The sequence below is a fragment of the Streptomyces sp. NPDC046122 genome (assembly GCF_056429965.1).
In genome coordinates this window covers 50,269-72,007 of the sequence record NZ_JBWKLQ010000020.1, presented here as the reverse complement: position 1 = coordinate 72,007, position 21,739 = coordinate 50,269, and the positions used below count along the sequence as shown (strand labels likewise).

18 protein-coding genes are annotated in these 21,739 nt (G+C 70.8%); 1 reads left to right on the top strand and 17 read right to left on the bottom strand.

Annotated features, from left to right (window positions below):
- Positions 1-281: 281 nt before the first annotated feature.
- From AC07FK_RS31800 to AC07FK_RS31775, 6 genes are all read right to left on the bottom strand, one after another.
- Positions 282-1,949, bottom strand: a complete 1,668-nt coding sequence (locus tag AC07FK_RS31800) for a beta-N-acetylhexosaminidase (protein WP_479108395.1) — start codon at positions 1,947-1,949, stop codon at positions 282-284.
- 4 nt (positions 1,950-1,953) lie between these two features.
- Positions 1,954-2,787 carry a carbohydrate ABC transporter permease gene (locus AC07FK_RS31795; protein ID WP_479108394.1) on the bottom strand — a complete coding sequence of 278 codons (834 nt, stop codon included), beginning with the start codon at positions 2,785-2,787 and terminating at the stop codon, positions 1,954-1,956.
- Positions 2,784-3,680: a carbohydrate ABC transporter permease gene (locus AC07FK_RS31790; protein ID WP_479108393.1), complete on the bottom strand. Its 897-nt coding sequence runs from the start codon at positions 3,678-3,680 to the stop codon at positions 2,784-2,786. The genes AC07FK_RS31795 and AC07FK_RS31790 overlap by 4 nt, the downstream gene beginning before the upstream one ends.
- Positions 3,677-4,978 carry an extracellular solute-binding protein gene (locus AC07FK_RS31785; protein ID WP_479108392.1) on the bottom strand — a complete coding sequence of 434 codons (1,302 nt, stop codon included), beginning with the start codon at positions 4,976-4,978 and terminating at the stop codon, positions 3,677-3,679. Before AC07FK_RS31785 ends, AC07FK_RS31790 begins: the two co-directional genes overlap by 4 nt.
- Positions 4,979-5,194: 216 nt before the next feature.
- Positions 5,195-5,506, bottom strand: coding sequence for a DUF3039 domain-containing protein (locus tag AC07FK_RS31780; protein ID WP_028815328.1), 312 nt, complete (start codon positions 5,504-5,506; stop codon positions 5,195-5,197).
- Positions 5,507-5,536: 30 nt separating this feature from the next.
- A complete protein-coding gene (locus AC07FK_RS31775) occupies positions 5,537-6,097 on the bottom strand; it encodes a YqgE/AlgH family protein (protein WP_479108402.1) in 561 nt (186 codons plus the stop codon).
- Between the two features lie 253 nt (positions 6,098-6,350).
- Here AC07FK_RS31775 and murA point away from each other — a divergent pair, with 253 nt between their 5' ends.
- Positions 6,351-7,691 carry a UDP-N-acetylglucosamine 1-carboxyvinyltransferase gene (gene murA / locus AC07FK_RS31770; protein WP_138895473.1) on the top strand — a complete coding sequence of 447 codons (1,341 nt, stop codon included), beginning with the start codon at positions 6,351-6,353 and terminating at the stop codon, positions 7,689-7,691.
- An 82-nt stretch (positions 7,692-7,773) separates the two neighbouring features.
- On the opposite strand, the gene AC07FK_RS31765 is transcribed toward murA, so the two are convergent.
- The 11 genes from AC07FK_RS31765 to AC07FK_RS31715 all read right to left on the bottom strand — a co-directional run bounded on the left by AC07FK_RS31765 (position 7,774) and on the right by AC07FK_RS31715 (position 21,643).
- Positions 7,774-7,935 carry a hypothetical protein gene (locus tag AC07FK_RS31765; protein ID WP_479108391.1) on the bottom strand — a complete coding sequence of 54 codons (162 nt, stop codon included), beginning with the start codon at positions 7,933-7,935 and terminating at the stop codon, positions 7,774-7,776.
- A gap of 261 nt (positions 7,936-8,196) precedes the next feature.
- A complete protein-coding gene (locus AC07FK_RS31760; RefSeq protein WP_028815325.1) occupies positions 8,197-8,478 on the bottom strand; it encodes an HU family DNA-binding protein in 282 nt (93 codons plus the stop codon).
- 335 nt (positions 8,479-8,813) lie between these two features.
- Positions 8,814-10,247, bottom strand: coding sequence for an NAD-dependent malic enzyme (locus tag AC07FK_RS31755; protein WP_479108390.1), 1,434 nt, complete (start codon positions 10,245-10,247; stop codon positions 8,814-8,816).
- A 363-nt stretch (positions 10,248-10,610) separates the two neighbouring features.
- The gene (locus tag AC07FK_RS31750) at positions 10,611-13,019 is read right to left on the bottom strand and encodes a HelD family protein (protein ID WP_479108389.1); all 2,409 of its coding nucleotides are present in this window, start codon (positions 13,017-13,019) and stop codon (positions 10,611-10,613) included.
- A 130-nt stretch (positions 13,020-13,149) separates the two neighbouring features.
- Positions 13,150-13,908, bottom strand: coding sequence for an anti-sigma factor family protein (locus AC07FK_RS31745; protein WP_479108388.1), 759 nt, complete (start codon positions 13,906-13,908; stop codon positions 13,150-13,152).
- The gene (locus AC07FK_RS31740; RefSeq protein ID WP_453407697.1) at positions 13,905-14,534 is read right to left on the bottom strand and encodes a sigma-70 family RNA polymerase sigma factor; all 630 of its coding nucleotides are present in this window, start codon (positions 14,532-14,534) and stop codon (positions 13,905-13,907) included. Before AC07FK_RS31740 ends, AC07FK_RS31745 begins: the two co-directional genes overlap by 4 nt.
- Positions 14,535-14,582: 48 nt before the next feature.
- Positions 14,583-15,212 (bottom strand): CGNR zinc finger domain-containing protein, encoded by a 630-nt coding sequence (locus AC07FK_RS31735; RefSeq protein ID WP_479108387.1) that lies wholly within the window; start codon positions 15,210-15,212, stop codon positions 14,583-14,585.
- Between the two features lie 255 nt (positions 15,213-15,467).
- On the bottom strand, positions 15,468-16,619 hold the full coding sequence (locus tag AC07FK_RS31730) for a uroporphyrinogen-III synthase (RefSeq protein ID WP_479108386.1): 1,152 nt from the start codon (positions 16,617-16,619) through the stop codon (positions 15,468-15,470).
- 119 nt (positions 16,620-16,738) lie between these two features.
- Complete coding sequence (locus tag AC07FK_RS31725) at positions 16,739-18,070, bottom strand: MFS transporter (protein WP_479108385.1); 1,332 nt, start codon at positions 18,068-18,070, stop codon at positions 16,739-16,741.
- A gap of 106 nt (positions 18,071-18,176) precedes the next feature.
- Complete coding sequence (locus AC07FK_RS31720) at positions 18,177-19,523, bottom strand: acyltransferase family protein (RefSeq protein ID WP_479108384.1); 1,347 nt, start codon at positions 19,521-19,523, stop codon at positions 18,177-18,179.
- A complete protein-coding gene (locus AC07FK_RS31715; protein ID WP_479108401.1) occupies positions 19,520-21,643 on the bottom strand; it encodes a bifunctional polysaccharide deacetylase/glycosyltransferase family 2 protein in 2,124 nt (707 codons plus the stop codon). Before AC07FK_RS31715 ends, AC07FK_RS31720 begins: the two co-directional genes overlap by 4 nt.
- Positions 21,644-21,739 lie beyond the last annotated feature (96 nt).

Here is a 21,739-nt window from a genome sequence, read left to right as displayed (position 1 = left end):
CCCTTCCCGGTGTCCCGGCTGTCCCGCCTGTTGCGCCGTACGGTACGTGCTCACAGTCCGGACGAGGCAACTCTGGCACATCTTGCGAACCGACCGACGCGAGGGTCCCCTGGGGGTCCCTCGTCCCCGGCCAGGGCATAGGTCCGCTTTCGTACTACGTGGGCGGTCAGAGCTGGTTGGTCGTCTTGGGCTGGTCTTGCGGTACTTGCGACTCGTGCCGGGCCGGGGTGCCTCCACGGTCCCAGGCCCGGCACACCGGGGCACGCTCCTTGCTCCGCGGCTCACACGTTTGGGGGCGACCCCTCGATCGGGCGTCCGAGAATCGCCGGGTCGCCGCCGGGCGCGGGGCGCTTGTGCCACGGCAGCGGGCCGCCCGGGGGGCGGTACTCGACGCCGAGCGCGTCGAGCCGTGCGTAGTGGGCCGCCATGCGCGCCTCGAATCCGGCGAAGTCGCGTTCGGCGGGCGCCGGCAGCTCCGACCAGGCGACCTCGGCGAACGCGGCGAGGCGGGGGAACGTCTGGTAGTCGACGCGCCGCTGGTCCTCCATCACCTCCGTCCAGACGTTGGCCTGGGCGCCCAGGACGTGCCGCGCCTCCTCGGGCGTGAGTTCCGGCGGCACGGGCTCGAAGCGGTAGACGTCCTCCAGCGTGCGCACGTACCCGATGGGCATCGGCTCGTCCGGGCCGCCGTCCTGGCGGTGGTCCAGGTACACGTGCTGCTGGGGGCACATGACGACGTCGTGACCGGCCCGGGCGGCGGCGATTCCGCCCGCGTAGCCGCGCCAGGAGGAGACGGCCGCCCCCGGCGCGAGACCGCCCTCCAGGATCTCGTCCCAGCCGATCAGGCGGCGCCCGCGCGCGGTGAGCCAGGTGTCGAAGTGCCGGATGAACCACGACTGGAGCTCGTCCTCGTCCGCGAGGCCGAGCTCCTTGATCCGGGCCTGCGCGACGGGGGACCGCCGCCACTGGTCCTTCAGCGCCTCGTCGCCGCCGACGTGGATGAAAGCGGAGGGGAAGAGGGCGAGGACTTCTTCGAAGACGCCCTCGTAGAAGCGGAGGGTGTCGTCGGTGGGCGCGAGCACGTTCCGGCTGATGCCCCAGGTGTCCCAGACGGCGGGGGCGTCGGCCACGTCCGTGTTGCCGAGTTCCGGATATGCCGCGATGGCCGCCTGCGAATGGCCGGGAACGTCGATCTCGGGGACGACGGTGATGTGCCGTTCGGCGGCGTACGCGACGATCTCGCGGATGTCGTCCTGCGTGTAGTAACCGCCGTGCGGGGTCTCGGTCCACAGGTCCGACGCCCGGTGCCCCCATTTGGTGCGCGCCCGCCACGCGCCCGTCTCCGTCAGTTTCGGATGGCGTGTGATCTCGATGCGCCAGCCCTGGTCGTCGGTGAGGTGGAAGTGGAAGACGTTGAGCTTGTGCGCGGCGAGCAGATCCAGGTAACGCAGCACCCCGTCCTTGGGCATGAAATGGCGTGACACGTCGAGCATCAGTCCGCGCCAGGCGAAGCGTGGCTTGTCCTCGATGGCCACCATCGGTACGGACCATTTCCGCGCGGGGTCGACGGGCGCCCGCCGGAACGCGTCGGGGCCGAGCAGTTGACGGAGTGTCTGCGCTCCCCAGAAGACGCCCGCCGCGCTGCCAGCCTCGATGAGCACCAGGTAGCCGTCGACGACGAGGCGGTAGCCCTCGGGGCCGAGTTCCCGGCCGGTCTCGTGGTCGATGCGCAGCTCCACGCGGTTGCTGCCGCTGTCGCGTTCGGTGTCGCTGTCCGTGCCGTCCGGGAACGGCAGCCCGGTGGCGGCGCCGATCGTGGCGCGCAGCCAGCGGGCGACGCCCTCGGTGCCGGGGCGGGCGAACAGGGCGGTGTCGTGGCCGAGGGGGTAGTGGCCCTGGGCGGGGGGCGCCCAGGGCGCGGCTCCGGGAGCCGGTACCAGATCGAGCATGGCGTCAGTCCTTAACCGCTCCGCCGAGTCCCGAGACCAGGCGTCGCTGTACGAGTACGAAGAAGACGAGCACCGGGACGGTCATCACCGTCGACGCTGCCATGATCCCGCCCCAGTCGTTCTCCTCCGGTTTGAAGAAGACCAGCAGGGCCATCGGGAGTGTCGACTGCGAGGTGTCGCTGATGATGAACGACTTGGCGAAGAGGAAGTCGTTCCAGGTGGAGATGAAGGAGAAGACGCTCGTCGCGACGAGGCCCGGAAAGACCAGCGGGAAAAGGATCTGCCACAGGAAGCGGGAGCGGCTGGCGCCGTCGAGGCAGGCCGCTTCCTCCAGCGCCTCGGGAACGGCCTTCACGAAGCCGCGCAGCATCCACACGGCGAACGGCAGCGAGAAGGCGATGTGCGGCAGGATCAGCGAACCGAGCGTGTTGAGCTGTCCGAAATCCCGCATCAGGAAGAACAGCGGGATGGTGAGCGCCTCGATCGGCACCGTCTGGGCCACCAGGAACATGATCAGAAGTGTGGTGCGGAATGTGAAGCGGAACCGGGTGACCGCCGTGGCCGCCAGGAATGCGATCAGGGCGGAGGCGATCACCACGACCGACGCCACGAGCAGGCTGTTGAGGAAATAACGGCCGAATTCCTGCTGCTCGAAGACGCGCCGGAAGGAATCGAGTGACGGGGAAAGCGTCCACGGTCTCGCGTCCGGCGACTGGATCTCGCCCGCCGGCTTTAAGGCGGAAAGCACCATCCAGTACAGCGGGAAGGCGACGGCCAGCGCGATCAGCAGGGCCGCCGCCTCGGCGGCGAGGCGCCAGGGGCGGCGTACGAAGGTCATATCTCTTCTCCCTGACGGCGCAGCAGTCGCAGGTACACGAGCGTGACCGCGAGCAGGATCAGCAGCATGACGACGCCGATCGCCGAGCCCAGGCTGTACTGCGAGGAGGCGAACGCCTTCTGGTAGGCGTAGACGTTGAGGACGAGGTTCTGGCCGGCGATGCCGCCGCCGTTGGTCATGACGTAGATCTGGGTGAAGATCTTGAAGTCCCAGATGACCGACTGGATCGTGACGACCACCAGGATCGGCCGCAGCATCGGCGCCATGACCGACCGCCAGGTCCGCCACTGCGAGGCGCCGTCGAGCGACGCCGCCTCCAGCACCTCGCCCGGGATCGCCCTGATGCCCGCGTACACGGTCACCATCACGAACGGGAACGAGCACCAGACGACTTCCAGGAGTACGAGCGCGAAGGCGCTCCAGCGCCCGTACGTCCACGAGTGGTCGCCCAGCCCCAGCACCTTGTTGACGGGGCCGAAGTCCGGGTCGAAGAGAAACACCCAGACGGTGGACCCCGTGATCGCCGGAGTGGCCCACGCGCCGAGCGCAGCCGTCATCAGCGCGAGCCGGGGCACGGCCCGTACGCGCGTCAGCAGCACGGCCAGCGCGCAGCCGGTCGACAGCGTCGCCACGACGCAAGCCGCCGCGAAGACGACCGTCGCAAGGAGCACCTGCCAGAACTGCGGGTCCTCGAAGAGGGTCGCGTAGTTGCCCAACCCCTTGAAGGTGGTCGGCTCACCGCCGCTGACCTGCGCCTGGGTGTACTCCAGGAAGGAGATCAGGCCGAGCTGGTAGATGGGGTAGACGAGCAGGCCGCCCAGGACGACCAGCGCGGGCGCGAGGTAGAGCCAGGGCGTCCAGCCGCCGCGTGCGCCCGGGTGCGTACCGCTCAACGCGCCGCGCCGAACGCGTCGTCCATCTTCTTCGCCGCGTCGCCGGAGGCCGCCGCCACGTCCTTGCGGCCGCTGACGATCTCCTGGAACATCGTCGGCAGCACGAGCGACGAGTCGATCTGCGCCCATCCGGCCGACGCCGGAGCCGCCTTGGCGCCTGCCGCGAGCGTCTTGATGAACGGCTCGACGAAGGGCTCCTTCTTCGCCGCCGCCTCGCGCACGTCGGTGTACGTCGGCAGGAAGCCCATCGCGTCGAAGAGCTCGCCCTGCGTCTTCTTGCCGGCCAGTTCCTTCATCAGGCCGACGGCCAGCGTGCGGTGCGAACTGCTCCGGAGCACGCCGAGGTTGTTGCCGCCCGCGAAGGCCGGCGCGATCTCGCCGGCCCTGACGCCGGGCAGCGGCACCACGGCGTACTTACCCCTCACCTCGCCCGCCTCCACGGCGGCGTGGCTGAAGTCGCCGCCGATCGCCATGCCCGCCCTGCCGGACGCGAAGGCGGTGACGGTGTCGTTGCCGCCCATCTCGGCGCACTTGGCGGCCGGGCAGTTGTCGGGCCCGAAGAGCGAGGTGTACGCCGTGATGCCCTCGCGGGCCGCGGGGCTGTCGATGGCGGAGGTGTACCTGCCGTCGCGCTCCTCGGCGAGTTCGCCGCCGTGCGCCCAGATGAACGGCATCGCGCCGTACGTGTACGCGCCTCCGACCGCCAGCCCGTACATCCGCGGCTTCGCCTTGCGGATCTTCTTTGCGGTGGCGACGAGTTCGACCTGCGACGCCGGCGGCTTCAGCCCGAGCTCCCGGAAGACGTCGGTGCGGTAGTACAGCGCCCGTACGCCGACGAAGAGCGGGGCGCCGTACACCTTCCCGCCGACGGTGACCGAGCGCTCGGCCGTCGGGTCGGTGTCGCGGGCGTCCGGCCAGGCGCCGAACTCCTCGGTGATGTCGGCGAGTCCGCCGTCCTTCACGTATCCGGCGGTGTCGGTGTTGCCGTACTCGATCAGGTCGGGGGCGCTCTTCGGGTCGTTGAAGGCGGCCTTGATCCTCTGGGCGCGGGTCTCGACCGGTATGTACTCGATCTCGACGTCGGCGCCCCGGTGCCGGGCGCGGAAGGCGTCGACGGCGCGGTCCACGACCTTCTGCTTGGGGCCGTTGGTGACCTCCTGGAAGAGCCAGACGCGCAGCGTGCCGCTCTTCTCGTCGTTCTTCGCGCTGTTGTCGGAGGTCTGGGGGGCGCACGCGGTGAGGCCGGCCAGTACGAGGGCGGCCGTGAGGGGTACGGCCATGCGGGCGGAGAGCTTCATCCGGGACTCCTGTCGAGTCGGCGTTGCACCATACGCAACGTCGGTTTCGCGCTGCACAACAGGCAGGAATCTAGATCGGCCCCCAGCGAGCCGACAAGAGGTCTGAACCACCTCTCCACCACCTTGTGACCGGCAGGAGCACCCCGTGCAACGCGAACGGCCCCCGCAGCGCGCCTGTGCGCGCCGCGGGGGCCGTCCCGTACCTACCGCTTGCTGCTACTTCTTGCCGCTGCTGTCCTTGCCGCCCTTGCCGCCCTTGTCCTTGTCGCCGCCGGCGCCCAGGGACTCGAAGATCTCCTTGCACATCGGACAGACCGGATACTTCTTCGGGTCGCGGCCCGGAACCCAGACCTTGCCGCAGAGCGCGACGACGGGCGTACCGTCGAGGGCGCTCGCCATGATCTTGTCCTTCTGGACGTAATGGGCGTACCGCTCGTGGTCTCCGTCGCCGCGCGAGGTCTGCGGCGTCGGCTCGACGAGGGTCCCCGTACCTGCCCCGCGCTCGGGCTCGGGCTCAAGAGTGCTCATGGCGTCCAAGGGTACCCACCCCCGGCCCGTTCAGTTCAGGCTCGGATCGTCCGGATACGTCGCGATCATCGCGAGCTTGCTGCGCTGGCGCCGCAGCACGGCCCGCCACAGACTCTCCGGCTCCGGCGACGACACGTCGCCCGGCTCCGACTCCACGACGTACCAGGCGCCGGACTGCAGTTCCTCCTCCAGCTGGCCGGGGCCCCACCCCGAGTACCCGGCGAAGATGCGCAGCGAACCGAGCGCCGCCGCGAGGAGTTCCGGCGGGGCCTCCAGGTCGACCAGGCCGATCGCGCCGTGCACGCGCCGCCAGCCGAGCGGTCCCTCGTCGCCGGGTATCACCGCGACGCCGAGCGCGGAGTCCAGCGCGACCGGGCCGCCCTGGAAGACGACGCCCGGGTCCCCCGCGAGCCCCGCCCAGGGCAGCAGGATGTCTCCGACGCCCACCGGCGTGGGGCGGTTGAGGACCACGCCGAGCGACCCCTCGTCGTCGTGGTCGATGAGGAGCACCACCGCGCGGTCGAAATTCGGGTCCGCCAGGGCCGGGCTGGCCACCAGCAGCCGTCCTGTGAGCGAGGACACCTCCGTCATGGCAGACATGATCCCGCACATTCGCCCTCCGGGGGGAGCGGACGGCGGTGCGGGACGGTGCGCAGCTCAGGGCGCATCGCAGCAGCGGGAGCGCGCACACCCGGAACGTCACCCTCCGCAGAGGCTGCTGTGCGGAGCGTGTTGTGGCCGATTCATGACATACGTGAAGCCCGCTTGGCCTTACGGGACAGGGGTAGTCGCCCCTTACTCTTTTCTCTGGCCACCTGTCCGACAACTCCGGAACGCGAGATCCATGACCGGCACTGACGATGTACTGCTTGTCCACGGCGGCACCCCGCTCGAGGGCGAGATCCGCGTCCGCGGCGCGAAGAACCTGGTGCCGAAGGCGATGGTCGCCGCGCTGCTCGGCAGCGGACCCAGCCGGCTGCGCAACGTGCCCGACATCCGGGACGTGCGCGTCGTACGCGGACTGCTCCAGCTGCACGGCGTGACGGTCCGGCCCGGCGAGGAACCGGGTGAGCTGATCCTCGACCCGTCCCACGTCGAGTCCGCCAACGTCGCCGACATCGACGCGCACGCGGGCTCCTCGCGCATCCCGATCCTGTTCTGCGGCCCGCTGCTGCACCGCCTCGGCCACGCCTTCATCCCGGGCCTCGGCGGCTGCGACATCGGCGGCCGGCCGATCGACTTCCACTTCGAGGTGCTGCGGCAGTTCGGCGCGACGATCGAGAAGCGCGCGGACGGCCAGTACCTGGAGGCCCCGCAGCGGCTGCGCGGCTGCAAGATCCGGCTGCCGTACCCGTCGGTCGGCTCGACGGAGCAGGTGCTGCTGACGGCCGTGCTGGCCGAGGGCGTGACCGAGCTGTCGAACGCCGCCGTGGAGCCGGAGATCGAGGACCTCATCTGCGTACTGCAGAAGATGGGCGCGATCATCTCCATGGACACCGACCGGACCATCCGGATCACCGGTGTGGACTCGCTCGGCGGCTACAACCACCGCGCGCTCCCGGACCGCCTGGAGGCGGCCTCCTGGGCGTCCGCGGCGCTCGCGACCGAGGGCAACATCTACGTGCGCGGCGCCCAGCAGCGCTCGATGATGACCTTCCTGAACACCTACCGCCGGGTCGGCGGCGCCTTCGAGATCGACGACGAGGGCATCCGCTTCTGGCACCCGGGCGGCCCGCTCAACGCCATCGCCCTGGAGACCGACGTCCACCCCGGTTTCCAGACCGACTGGCAGCAGCCGCTGGTCGTCGCCCTCACGCAGGCGTCGGGGCTGTCCATCGTCCACGAGACGGTGTACGAGTCGCGGCTGGGCTTCACCTCCGCGCTGAACCAGATGGGCGCGCACATCCAGCTGTACCGCGAGTGCCTCGGCGGCTCCGACTGCCGCTTCGGCCAGCGCAACTTCCTGCACTCGGCGGTCGTCAGCGGCCCGACGAAGCTCCAGGGCGCCGATCTGGTCATCCCCGACCTGCGCGGCGGCTTCTCGTACCTGATCGCGGCCCTCGCGGCTCAGGGCACGTCCCGGGTCCACGGCATCGACCTGATCAACCGCGGCTACGAGAACTTCATGGAGAAGCTCGTGGAACTCGGCGCCAAGGTCGAGCTGCCGGGCGGCGCGCTCGTCTGAGGATCTCCCGTCACGCCGAAGGGGCGGCCGTCCGGATCACCGGGCGGCCGCCCCTTCGGCGCGTACGGGGCCCGTGGGGCCGTCAGTCCTCCTCGGCCGGCACCGAGGCGCTCTTCGCGGCCCGGCCGCCGTCGCCGGAGGAGTCCGGCGCCGAGCCGAGACTGGCGGCGAGCGTCGCCGTCAGGAGGGCGGCGCCCACGACGAGGAGGGAGCGGCTCGGTCGGACCGGGTGTGATTCGCGCACGGTTTCTCCAGGGTCGGTGAGTCGGCGAACGCGCGCCTTACCAGTTCCGCGGGGCGCAAACCTGTCGCACACCCTCAATTTCCCGGCTCTCCCGAGGGGCCGGAAGCCGTGTGCGGCTCTCTGCGGCGGTACGGCGGCCCGCCCGGCCCCGAGAGGCGGCGGGGCGGCTCGCGGCCCTCCACCGGCGGAGCAGGCACGCCGAAGGGGGCGGCCACCCGGCGTGTTCCGGATGACCGCCCCCTTCGGGTCTGCCTTGGGGTGTTACTTGCCCTTGGCGGCTTCCTTGAGCTTGGAGCCCGCGGAGACCTTCACGCTGTAGCCGGCCGGGATCTGGATCGGGTCGCCGGTCTGCGGGTTACGAGCGGTGCGAGCGGCACGGTGGGTGCGCTCGAAGGTCAGGAAGCCGGGGATGGTGACCTTCTCGTCGCCCTTGGCGACAATCTCGCCGACGGTCTCGGCGAGCGCGGCCAGCACGGCGTCGGCGTCCTTGCGGGTCACGTCGGCGCGGTCGGCCAGGGCGGCCACCAGCTCACTGCGGTTCATGTTTGTACTCCCGTGTTCTTCTTGCCTGTAAGGCGTGAGATCGAAGCCGATGCTGCCAGGGCCCTCGGACAGTCCCCGGACCCGGGTCTGTCGTCAGACCCTCGCGCCCAAATACGCATCCTGCCCCCACCAGCGGCGGGAAAGCCAATCCGGCACCCTCCGGAGTCACACGAAAAGCGCCACAGGCCAGATGTGGTGACGCTCCGTCCGCTGCCGGAAGCGGACCGCAGGGCTCTGCACGGGCCCTGCGGGGTCATTGCCCGCCACCCTAGAGGGGCCCGAGAGGCCCTGCGACCCACGACGCGCCGGGTGATCCCCGAGGCCACCGGGAAACGTCAGGCGGACGTGGCACCCGTCACAGCGGAGCCCACGGCCTTCGCCGCCGTCCGGACGGCGCCGGCGACCGCGCCCGCCACCTTGTCGTTGAAGACGGACGGGATGATGTAGTTCGCGTTGAGCTCGTCCTCGGTGACGACGTCGGCGAGCGCCGCGGCGGCCGCGAGCATCATCTCCGTGTTGACGGTCCGGGACTGCGCGTCCAGGAGGCCGCGGAAGACGCCGGGGAAGACCAGCACGTTGTTGATCTGGTTCGGGAAGTCGGAGCGGCCCGTGGCCACAACGGCCGCCGTCTGACGGGCGATTGCGGGCTCGACCTCGGGGTCCGGATTCGCGAGCGCGAAGACGATCGCGCCGTCCGCCATCGCCGCGACGTCGTCGCCGTTCAGGACGTTGGGGGCGGAGACGCCGATGAAGACGTCCGCGTCGACCACGGCCTCCTTGAGGGTGCCGGTGACGCCCTCCGGGTTGGTGTTGTCGGCGATCCAGCGCAGCGGCGATTCGGGTGCGGCGTCGACGAGGTCCTCGCGGGCGGCGTGCACCACGCCGTGGATGTCGGCGACGACCGCGTGCTTGACGCCGGCGGCGATCAGGAGCTTGAGGATGGCCGTACCGGCCGCGCCGGCGCCGGACATGACGACCCGTACGTCGCCGATCGACTTGGCGACCACGCGCAGCGCGTTCGTCAGCGAGGCGAGGACCACGATCGCCGTGCCGTGCTGGTCGTCGTGGAAGACGGGGATGTCGAGGGCCTCGCGCAGGCGCGCCTCGATCTCGAAGCAGCGGGGCGCGGAGATGTCCTCCAGGTTGATGCCCGCGAAGCCGGGGGCCACGGCCTTGACGATCGCGACGATCTCGTCGGTGTCCTGGGTGTCCAGGCAGATCGGCCACGCGTCGATGCCGGCGAAGCGCTTGAAGAGGGCCGCCTTGCCCTCCATGACGGGCAGCGCGGCCATCGGGCCGATGTTGCCCAGGCCGAGCACGGCGGAGCCGTCCGTCACCACGGCGACGGAGTTGCGCTTGATGGTCAGGCGGCGGGCGTCCTCGGGGTTCTCGGCGATCGCCATGCACACGCGGGCCACGCCCGGCGTGTAGATCATCGACAGGTCGTCACGGTTGCGGATGGGGTGCTTGGACGCCATCTCGATCTTGCCGCCGAGGTGCATCAGGAACGTACGGTCGGAGACCTTGCCCAGGGTGACGCCCTCGATGCCGCGCAGGCCCTCGACGATCTCGTCGGCGTGGGCGGTCGAGGTCGCCGCGATGGTGACGTCGATCCGCAGCTTCTCGTGGCCGGAGGCTGTCACGTCGAGGCCGGTCACGGACCCGCCGTGGGACTCGACGGCCGTGGTGAGCTGGCTGACCGCGGTCCCGCTGGCGGGGACCTCCAGTCGGACCGTCATCGAGTACGAGACGCTGGGCGCCGTTGCCATGGCCGACTTCCTCTGCTTTCCCTAGCTTCATTGCTACGCCGCCGCGACTGTTGCCCGGCGGCGCCTTCCGATGGTCGCACCTACCTGCGGGTAGCAGGTAATGCGGTCATTTTGTTTTCGGAAAGTGTTTTCCACCATACGAGAACCGCAGGTCAAACAGAAGAGGCCCGCGGTACCCGAAGGTTCCGCGGACCTCTTCTTGTAGCTACGTACAGGTGGCACCGGCCCGCCATGCTCGCCTCGCGGCAAGTGGTCGCTCGAAGCGACGAAGGTTGGGCCCGGGGGCTTGGATCGAGCCGGTGCCAACCCCAGGCTAACAAACCACTCCGGCAAGTGGTTCCCCCGTGACAGGCCGGCCTCTGTTCAGTCCTTGAGCAGGGCCGGAACCCCGTCCGCGTCCGGCTTGTCGCGCTCCCCCGAGACGACCGTGAGCTGCTGCGTCGCGCGCGTCAGCGCCACGTACAGCACCCGCAGGCCGGCCGGCGACTCCTCGGCGATCTCGGCCGGCGACACGACGACCGTCGCGTCGTACTCCAGGCCCTTCGCCTCCAGGCTGCCGAGCGCCACGACCCGGTCGCCGAGCGGCGCGAGCCACTTGCGGGCCTGCGCGCGCCGGTGCATCGCGACCACCACGCCGACCGTGCCGTCCACGCGGTCCAGGAGGCGCTGCGCCTCCTCGCGGGTGGTGGCGGCGAGGTCGGCGCCCCTGGCGTCCCGTACGGCGGTGAAGCGCGGCTCCACGCCCGTGGAGCGGACGGCGGCGGGCGACTCCATGCCCGGCATGGCCCGCTCCAGCACCTTGGCCGCGAGGGCGGCGATCTCCGCCGGGTTGCGGTAGTTCACCGTGAGGGTGAAGCGGCGGCGCGGACGGGCCCCCAGGGCCTCGTCCCGGGCCGCGGCCGCCTCGTCCGGGTCGGTCCAGGACGACTGCGCCGCGTCGCCCACGATGGTCCAGGTCGCGTGCCGGCCACGCCGGCCGACCATCCGCCACTGCATCGGCGTGAGGTCCTGCGCCTCGTCGACGATCACGTGCGCGTACTCGGTGCGCTCCTGCGCGAGCCGCTCGGCCCGCTCCCACTGCGTCTCCTCGCGCTGCGGCATGAGCTCCTCCAGGCCGCTGAGCTGGTCGAGCGGGTCGTACTCGCGCTTGCGCTTCGGGCGGGCCGGGGTGCCGAGCAGCGTGCTGAGCTCGTCGAGGAGCGCCACGTCGTGCACGGACAGGGGGCCCTCGCCCGCCGCGTCCAGGCGGCGCAGGGAGCGGGCGAGCTGGCGCGTCTCGCGCGGGTTCAGGACGCGGCGGGACCAGCGGCCGAGGCGCCTCTCGTCGGCCATGGCGGCGAGCACGCGGCGCGGGGTCAGCTCGGGCCACCACGCGTCGAGGAAGCCGATGAACTCGGGCTCGGTGGAGATGTCCTCGTCGAAGCCCGAGCGCAGTTCGGCGATCAGCTCCTGGTCCGTGTATCTGCCCCGGCCGCTGGACTTCGACCACAGGGCGTCCAGCAGCAGCTTGCGGGCGCGGGGGCGCAGCAGGTTGACGGGGGCGGCGCCGCCGAGGACGTTGTGGCGGATGCGGTTCAGCTCGTCGGCGTCCAGCTCCACGCGCTGGCCGAAGGCGACCACCCGCAGGCCGGTAGGGGTGCCGGCGTCCCGCTCCTCCGGCTCCTCGCCGAAGGCCAGCTGGCCCTCCTCGGCCGGGGCCGGCGCGGGCGGGGCGTCCAGGGCCCCGCGCGCGGCGTTGCGCAGCACCTTGAGCATGCGCGAGGAGCCCTTGATGCGGGCGATGTTCGGTTCGTCGTACGTCGACGCCTCGGCGCCGTCGACGAGCGAGCCCACCGCGCGGATCGCGACCTGGCCCTCCTCGCCGAGGGAGGGCAGCACGCCCTCGGTGTACGCGACGAGCAGCGGCGTCGGGGACACGATGAGGATGCCGCCCGCGTACTTCCGCCGGTTCTGGTAGAGCAGGTACGCGGCGCGGTGCAGGGCCACTGCGGTCTTGCCGGTGCCCGGACCGCCGGAGACCTCCGTGACGGAGGCGGCGGGGGCGCGGATGACCATGTCCTGCTCGGCCTGGATAGACGACACGATGTCGCGCATGGTGTGGCTGCGCGCCTGGCCGAGGGCCGCCATGAGCGCGCCGTCGCCGATGACGGGCAGAACGGCGCCGTCGAGGGTCGCGGTGAGCTCCGGGCGCATCAGGTCGTCCTCCACGCCGAGGACCTTGCGGCCCTTGGACCGGATGACCCGGCGGCGTACGACCCGGCCCGGCTCCTTGGGCGTGGAGCGGTAGAACGGCGCGGCGGCCGGCGCGCGCCAGTCGATGACCAGCGGGCTGTAGTCGGAGTCCAGTACGCCGATGCGCCCGATGTGCAGGGTCTCGGCGATCTCCGCGGTGAGGTCGGGGCGTACCGCGTCGTCGGCCGGCTCCACCGAGGTGAACGCGCCGTCCGGGCCCTTCTCGCCGTCCTTGCCCCGGAGCAGGTCGATGCGCCCGAAGAGGAAGTCCTCGAACTCGTTGTTGAGCCGGTTGAGGTGGATTCCGGCACGGAAGACCTGCGCGTCCCGCTCCGCGAGCGCGCCCGGCGTACCGACCTGGCCGCGCTTGGCGGCGTCGTTCATGAGGAATTCCGCCTCGTGGATCTTCTCCTCCAGACGGCGGTACACCTGATCCAGATGATCCTGTTCCACACCGATCTCGCGGCTCCGTGCCGACTCCTGCGAGGAGGAGTCGGCGACGGAGTTCACGGAATCGACAGCGGCATCCTGCGCGGCCACCGAGGCCCCCTTCTGACGTGCTGCGGGCAGCCGTCAACCGTACGCGACGGTGGGCGGCGGCCGCACCTGTCCGGAGCGGGCGATTGTGGTGATCTGTGTGAATTTCTCCGGGACGGGGGCGTCCCTGCCGTCAGGCCTGCAGTTCGACGAGGCGCTTTCCGTCGAACGTACGGACCTCGAAATGATCGATCTCGCTGCGGTTCATCGCCGCCCCGCCGTGGACGTACAGCGGGTTCTTGGCCATCTTGTGCGTGCTGTCCGGGATGCCGTAGCCCCACTTCGGGACGGCCCAGCTCGTGACCGTCTCCTCCTGGCCGTCCTTCGAGACGGCGATCAGGCTGCACTTCAGCGGGCCCTTGACGTTCTTGAGCTCCAGGACGGTGTGGGTGCCCCACGCCTTCTTCTCCATGCCGACCGTCGCGCTGACCTTCGTGGAGGCGTCGGTCGCGACGATCTTCTCCTCCATGTGGTTGAAGAAGGCGTCCTCGGCGGGGCTCGTCGGGTGCGGCTCGCCCGCGACGTGGCGCTGCCCGTCGTCGCCGCCGGACGTGGCCACCACGGCGACCGTGGGACCGCCGATCACCAGCACGGCGGCAGCCGCCACCAGGTACAGCCCGCGGCGCCGGCGGCGGGCCCGGCCGGCCGCGACCTCGTCCGTGAGCCGCGTCAGGAGCTGCGGGCTCGGCTCGGTCAGCCGCGGGGGCGGGCCGGGGGACTCGGCGAGGGCCGACATCATGGGCTCCATGCCCGCGAGGTCGTCGAGTTGGGCGGCGCAGTACTCGCAGTAGGCCAGGTGGGCCTCGAAGGCGGTGGCGTCCGCGTCGTCCAGGATGCCGAGTACGTAGGCGCCCACGGCGTCGTGCTCGGAATGCCGGTCGTACGTCGTCATGCCGACACCCCTCGTTCCTCCAGTGCGAGTTTCATGGAGCGCAGTGCGTAGAAGACCCGGGACCTGACGGTCCCGCTGGGTATGCCGAGCACTTCGGCCGCCTCATTGACGGTACGCCCTCTGAAGTACGTCTCGACAAGTGCTTCCCGGTGGGCGGGAGTCAAATCGTCGAGTGCGTCGGAGAGCGTCATCAGCCACAACGCCTTGTCGATCTCGTCCTCCGCGGGCATGACCTCCAGCGGTGACGGATCGACCTCCTGCGGCCGGGACTGCCGGCTGCGATGGTTGTCGATGACGATGCGTCGCGCGACCGTCACCAGCCAGGGGCGGACAGAGCCGGTCGCCCGGTTGAGCTGACCGGCGTTCTTCCAGGCACGAATGAGCGTCTCCTGCACGACGTCCTCGGCGCGCTGGCGGTCGCCCGCGACGAGACGGAGTACATAGGCGAGCAGCGGTCCCGCGTGTTCTCGGTAGAGCGCACGCATCAACTCCTCGTCGGGGGTCGCTTTTTCGGCGCGCGGCCGCTCGCTGCGATGTCGAGCTCTGTGCTGACGGCTATCTGCCACGGCCGCATCCTCGCGCACCCGAACCTCCCGGTCGAGACCCTGTGTGGCTCCCTCCCCCATCACTACGAGCGGGTTCGGCGATCGACTCAACGCGATCCGAAAAACTTTTCAGGCGGTGGTGGGGGCGGGTTCGGTTGCGGGGGGTGGGGGCGGTGCGCCCGGTGCGGTCGTCGTCCGGCGGCGGTGGCGGGCCACTCGCTCGCGGTTTCCGCACACCTCGCTGGAGCACCAGCGCCTGCGGCGGCCCCGGGACGTGTCGAGGTACAGGCGGCGGCAGTTGCCGGCTTCGCACTGGCGCAGCAGTGCGCGGGCGGCGGGGTCGGTCAGCAGATCCACCGTGTCGCGGGCGACGGCGGCGAGCAGCGGTGCGCACGCGGGGGCGTCGCTGAGGCTCCTCAACCACGTGCCCTCTCGGGTGCGTTCGGCCCTGACACCGGGGGGCGGGGTGGCGGCGAGCGCGTTGATGCGGTGCAGGGCATGGGGGGCGGGGCGGCCCGTCAGTGCGGCGTGGGCCAGTTCTGTGACGTACGCCCGGACTTCGGTGAAGCGGCGGAGCCATGCGTCGTCCACCGCGTCCAGTGCCGCCCCGCGGGGCACGAGTCCGGTACCGACGAGCCATGCGCGGAGATGGTCGGGGTGGCTCAGCTGGTCGGTGCTGTGCGCGCCCGTCGCCACCAGGTCCAGACAGACCCGGCCGGAATCGAACCGCATGTCGCACGCGCCAGTGCGGGCTGTCATGCGCCTGTCACCGCCTCGGGGTCACCGGTGGGTGTGTCGCCCCCCAGAGTGCCCGTCGGCGGGGGCCGCCGGAACCCCTCCTACCGGCACGGGATGCGGCGGCGGTGGGCCGTGCTGCCGGAGCGGGGCCTTGGGGGCGGTGCGGCGTCGGGGGGCGTCGGGGTGGTGCGGTCGGCCCGGGGGCGGGGGCTTCGGGGTCGGTGCCGCGCTCGGGCGTCGAACCTTCGGGCACCGCCGCGGTCGGTTCGGGGCGGGTTACGTGTCCGCGTACTTGGTGTCGGCTGTCGGGTCCAGGGCCAGGCGGTAGCCGCGCTTGACCACCGTCTGGATCACATTGGGCGCGCCCAGGGCCGTGCGCAGGCGGGCCATCGCCGTTTCCACCGCGTGCTCGTCGCGGCCGGAGCCAGGGAGCGCGCGCAGGAGGTCGGCGCGGGAGACCACCCAGCCGGGGCGTCGGACCAGGGCCCGCAGCAGGGACATGCCGGCGGGCGGCACGGGGCGCAGTTCGCCGTCGACCACGACCGCGTGGCCGCGGATCTCGATGCTGCGGCCCGCGACCGGCAGGGTGCGGCCGCGACCCGGGAGTTCGCGGCAGATCAGCTGGACCAGGGGCCCGAGGCGGAAGCGCTCGGGCTGGACCGTGTCGATGCCCTGCGCCTGGAGCGGGAGGGCGGTGACCGGGCCGACGCAGGCCGCCAGCACGTCGTGGCCGAGGGCCGCGAGGAGGTCCGGCAGCAGACCGCGTTCCTCCGCCCGGGACATGAGCGACGCCGCCGCGGGCGCGCTGGTGAAGGCCAGGGCGTCCACGCCCCGGGAGACCGTCGCGTCGATGAGGCGGTCCAGCGGTGTGATGTCCTCCGGCGGCATCCAGCGGTAGACGGGCACGCCCACCACTTCAGCGCCGCCGGCCTCCAGCGCCTCCACGAAGCCGGGCAGCGGTTCGCCGTGCAGCTGGATCGCGATACGGCGCTCCGCCACTCCCTCGGCGAGCAGGCGGTCGAGGACCTCGGCCATGGACTCGGAGGACGGCGACCACTCCTCGGTGAGGCCGGCCGCCCGGATCGCGCCCTTCACCTTGGGGCCACGGGCGAGGAGCTCGACGTCCTGCAGGCGTGCGAGAAGCGCCTCGCCGAGGCCCCAGCCGTCCGCCGCCTCCACCCAGCCCCGGAAGCCGATCGCCGTCGTCGCGATGACCACGTCGGGTGCGTCGTCGATCAGCTGCTTCGTGGTGGCCAGCAGCTCGCTGTCGTCGGCCAGCGGGACGATCCGCAGGGCGGGCGCGTGCAGGACGGCGGCTCCGCGCCGTGTCAGCAGGGTGCCCAGTTCGTCGGCGCGCCGGGCGGCGGTGACGCCCACGGTGAAGCCCGCGAGGGGACCGTGCTGCGGTTCGGGGGTGGTGGTGTTCACGGACATGGCGTACCCGGCTCTCATACCGCTGTGCTGGTGGTGCGGAGGGCCGAGCCTGTCAACCTCACATGACGGGCTCGGTTCCACCGTATTTCCCGGCCGTTACGGACCTGCGCGCCTCACACCTCGGCATACGTGAGCTGCGGCTTCGCCGGTACGGCCACCGGACGCCGAAGGTATACCGCCCAGGTGACCGTGAAGCACGCGGCGTAGAAGGCCAGGAAGGCCGCGAAGGCCGCCGTGCCCGTGCCGGCCGTCTGGAAGGACTGGCGGAAGGCCAGGTTGATCGCGAGCCCGCCCAGCGCGCCGACCGCGCCGATCAGTCCCATGGAGGCCCCGGACAGCCGCCGACCGTACGCCGCCGCCGCCTCGCCCTCCATGCCCTTCGCCAGCGCCTTCGCCTGGAAGATCGCGGGGATCATCTTGTACGTCGACCCGTTGCCGAGACCGGACAGGACGAAGAGCGCGGTGAAGCCGGTCAGGAAGATCGGCAGCGACTTGGTGGTGGAGGCGTAGACGACCACCGAGGTGGCGGCGGCCATCGCCGCGAAGTTCCACAGGGTGATGCGCGCGCCGCCGAAGCGGTCGGCGAGGGAGCCGCCGAGGGGGCGGATGAGCGAGCCCAGGAGCGGGCCGATGAAGGTGAGCGAGGCCGCCTGGAGCGGCGTACGGCCGAACTGGGTCTGCAGGACCAGTCCGAAGGCGAAGCTGTAGCCGATGAAGGAGCCGAACGTCCCGATGTACAGGAAGGCCATGATCCAGGTGTGCCGGTCGCGCACGGCCGCCTTCGCCGCCCCGGTGTCGTTGCGTACGGGCGCCAGGTTGTCCATGTAACGGGCCGCGCACACCGCCGCCAGGACGATCAGCGGGATGTAGAGGCCCAGCAGGAGGCGCGGCTGGTTGGCGCCGGCGACGGCGATGACCAGCAGGCCCATGAGCTGGACCACGGGGACGCCGATGTTGCCGCCGCCCGCGTTCAGGCCCAGCGCCCAGCCCTTCTTGCGGAGCGGGAAGAAGGAGTTGATGTTCGTCATGGAGGAGGCGAAGTTGCCGCCGCCGACGCCGGTGAGCGCCGCGACCACCATGAAGGTCGTGTAGGAGGTGCCGGGCTCCATGACCGCGAACGCCGCGCCCGTGGGCAGGAGCAGCATCAGCGCGCTGAAGACGGTCCAGTTGCGGCCGCCGAACCGGGCCACGGCGAAGGTGTACGGCACCCGGACGACCGCCCCGACGAGGGTGGCGGTTCCGATCAGGAAGAACTTGCCCGCCGGGTCGATGCCGTACTCCGGGCCCATGAACAGCACCATGACGGACCACAGGGTCCAGATCGAGAACCCGATGTGCTCGGACAGCACGGAGAAGATCAGGTTGCGGCGGGCGATCCGCTCCCCTGACTCCTTCCAGAAGGTGTCGTCCTCGGGGTCCCACTGTTCGATCCACCGGCCTGCCATGACGCGCCTCCACGAGTTCTCGGGTCGTGGAGGCGACGCTATGGACAGTGGATTTCAGGCCCGTGCCGTGAGGTGACCGGCGCGAAACCTTGCTCTCACCCGGCGGTCAGCGCGGGTGTGAGCGCTTCCTGGGCGCGCCGTTCGGCCACAGCCGCGGCTTGCGCTGGGCGGCTACGTCCTCCAGCCAGCCGACCGCCATGATCATCAGGCCGATCAGCGGCCAGACGACGATCAGCATCAGGGTCGTGTACGCGCTCTCGATGTAACCGGAGTACGTCGGCCAGACGCCCGGGATCTGGAAGAGCAGGTCGATGACCGGGATGGTCGCCATGATCAGCAGGTTGTGCCAGAGATAGATCGTCACCGCCCGGTTGTTGGCGAGGGTGATGACCGTGTCGAAGCCCTTGAGCCGGGCCGGCAGTTCCTTCCAGGCCGGGGAGTACTGGAGGAGGATCACGCAGAAGCCGAACGACCAGGCCGCCTGGGCGAGCGGGATGTCGTTGAGGTCCCAGCCGTCCGCCGTCAGGTGCCAGGAGGCCCACCACAGGCCGAACGCCATGATCAGCGTCGACACGGACACCGAGATGTACCGCGGGACCTTCTGGAACAGGCCGTCGTTGTGCGCGAACCCGAGCACCCAGCAGGAGCCGTAGACCGCGAAGTCGGTGAGGGCGTTGCCGAACTCGCCCGGGATCGTGAACAGGCCCGAACCGATGACGGCGGTGATGGCGAGCGGGGCCAGCAGCGTCACCCACGGCAGCTTGCGGAACGCCCACAGGAGGACGGGGGACGCGATGACGAACCAGAGGTACGCGCGGATGTACCAGAGGGGGCCGGCGGCCTGGACCGCCCAGGTGTCCTCCAGCAGGCCCGCCTTGTCACCGCTGTGCCAGGGGAACGGCGGTGCGCCGACGGGGAAGACGTAGTTGGCGAGTTTCAGGAACCACCAGATGCCCTCCTCCTTCAGCGGCTCCCAGCCGAAATAGAACATGATCGGTACGACGGTGAGCGAGAACGCCCACATCGGCGGCAGCAGCCGTCGGATGCGGCCCCGGATCACGCCGGCGGCCGGCCGCTTCAGCGAACGCGCCATGAGCGACCCGGCCAGCGCGAACATCACGCCCATGGACGGGAAGAGGATCGTCAGCCAGGCCCAGCCGAAGATGTGGTAGACGACGACGCGCACGAGCGCGATGGTCCGCAGTACGTCGAGGTACCGGTCGCGGCCCGGGCGGGCCGCCGCGGTCGCGGGTCCCTCCGCGGCCCCGGCGTCGGCCCCGCGCCTGGCGCGGGGCATCTGCGCGGTCGCGTCGGTGTCGCCGGGGGCGGCCACGGGAGGCGCGGCGTGGTGGGCCGCCCCGGCGCCGTACGCCGGCTGGGTGCCGTACGCGGGGACGGAGCCGTACGCCGGCTCCGTGCCGTACGCGGGACCTGGGGTGGTGCCGGGAGTCATGCGACGGGCCTCTTCTCGTTGCTCCGCTGGCGCTGGCCGGGGATGGAGCCCGGAGCCTCGACCGCGCCGGTGCGGCGCAGCTTCTGCCAGCGCAGCCGGCCGCCGGTCAGCGCGGTGATCCAGGACTGGAGCAGCACGACGTACATCAGCTGCCGGTAGAGGATCTGCTGGAGGGGCAGCGAGATCAGGTGGGTCATCTTCTCCCGGTCGAGCCGGAAGGCGTACGCCGCGCAGACCGCCTGGATGGCGAGCACGCCGAGCCAGGCGACGACGGTCTTCTGGGTGGGGCCGAAGACCAGGCCGTACAGCAGGAACACGTCGATGAGCGGCGCGAGCAGCGGGAACAGCACCATGAACAGCGAGACGAGCGGAAGGCCCACACGGCCGAAGCGCCCCGAGGGGCCGCTCTCGATGACCGCGCGGCGGTGCTTCCAGATCGCCTGCATCGTGCCGTAGCTCCAGCGGTAGCGCTGCGACCACAGCTGCTGGACGCTCTCCGGCGCCTCGGTCCAGGCGCGCGCCTTCTCGGCGTACACGACCCGCCAGCCGTCGCGGTGCAGGGCCATGGTGACGTCGGTGTCCTCGGCGAGGGTGTCCTCGCTCATGCCGCCGAACCGCTGGAGGGCGTCGGCGCGGAAGGCGCCGACCGCTCCGGGGATCGTCGGCATGCAGCCCAGCAGGTCGTACATGCGCCGGTCGAGGTTGAAGCCCATCACGTACTCGATGTGCTGCCAGGCGCCGATCAGCGAATCGCGGTTGCCGACCTTGGCGTTGCCCGCGACGGCGCCGACGCGCGGGTCGCCGAAGGGCTGGACCAGCTCGCGGACGGTGGCGGGCTCGAAGACCGTGTCGCCGTCCATCATCACGACGATGTTGTAGCGGGCGTGCGCGAGACCGTTGTTGAGCGCGGCGGGCTTGCCCGAGTTCTGCTGGCGTACGACGCGTACGTTCGGCAGGCGCATCGCCTCGACGATGTCCGCGGTGCCGTCCGTCGAACCGTCGTCGATGACGATGATCTCGATGGGGTGCTCGCTGGTCATCAGCGAGCGGACCGTGTTGGCGATGCACTCGCGCTCGTTGTACGCGGGGACCAGCACCGAGACGGGCTCGGTGAACTCCGGCCCCCAGCTGAAGTCCCGCCGGCGGACCTTGCGCGCGTGCAGGAAGGACAGCAGCAGCATCATCCCGAAGCGCAGCATGACCAGGACGCCGATCGCGGCGAGGCCCGCGACGAGGACGCTGGTGGTCTTCTCCGAGACGGCCACGGCGTAGACCCAGGCCTTGCCCTTCCACAGCTCGGGGCCGGTGACCTGGGTGTGCGCGGTGGGCGCGCCCAGGGCCTCGGTGAGGTTGGTGAAGTCGTAACCGCGGTCCTGCATCGTCGGCAGGAAGCGGTCGAGGGCCGCCACAGTCTGCGAGCGGTCGCCGCCGGAGTCGTGCATCAGCACGATCGAACCGGCGGTGCCTTTGGGCGTGGCTCGCTTGATGATCGCCTCGACGCCGGGGCGCTTCCAGTCCTCGGAGTCGGTGTTGTTGAACGCCGTGATGTAGCCGCGGCTGCCGATGTACTGCGTGACCGGCCACGACTTGTTGTCGAGGGCGTCGGAGAACGAGGAGTACGGCGGACGGAACAGCGAGGTCCGGATGCCGGCCGCGCCCGCGATGGCGAGCTGGTTCTGGGACAGCTCCCAGTCGATGCGGTCCGTGGACTGGTAGGAGAGGTCGGGGTGGTTGAACGTGTGCAGCCCGATCTCGTGCCCCTCCTCCACCATGCGCTCGACGAGGCCGGGGTGGCGGGAGGCCATCGTGCCGGTGACGAAGAAGACGCCGTGCGCGTCGTACTGCTTGAGCTTGTCGAGGACCTTCGGCGTCCACTCGGGATCGGGGCCGTCGTCGAAGGTCAGCACGAGTTTGCGGTCGGGGACGCTGAGCGCCTTGGGCGACTTCGCGTCCCGGGCGTCGATGACGGGGCCGCCCTTGAGGATGTCCTCGGGGACCTTGTCGATCGGGGCGGGCGGACGTACGCGGTGGTCGGCGAGGATCTCGCTGTGCACGTAACCGCGCAGCATCAGCATCGCGAGCAGCGCGACCAGGAGGAGCGAGGGCAGCAGATAGCGCATGGGTATGCGTCGCCGGACGGTGCGCCGGCCGCGGGCCGCGCGCGGCACCCCGGTGGGGCGCGGTGCGCGGTGGGCGCGGTGCGCGCGCCTGCCGTG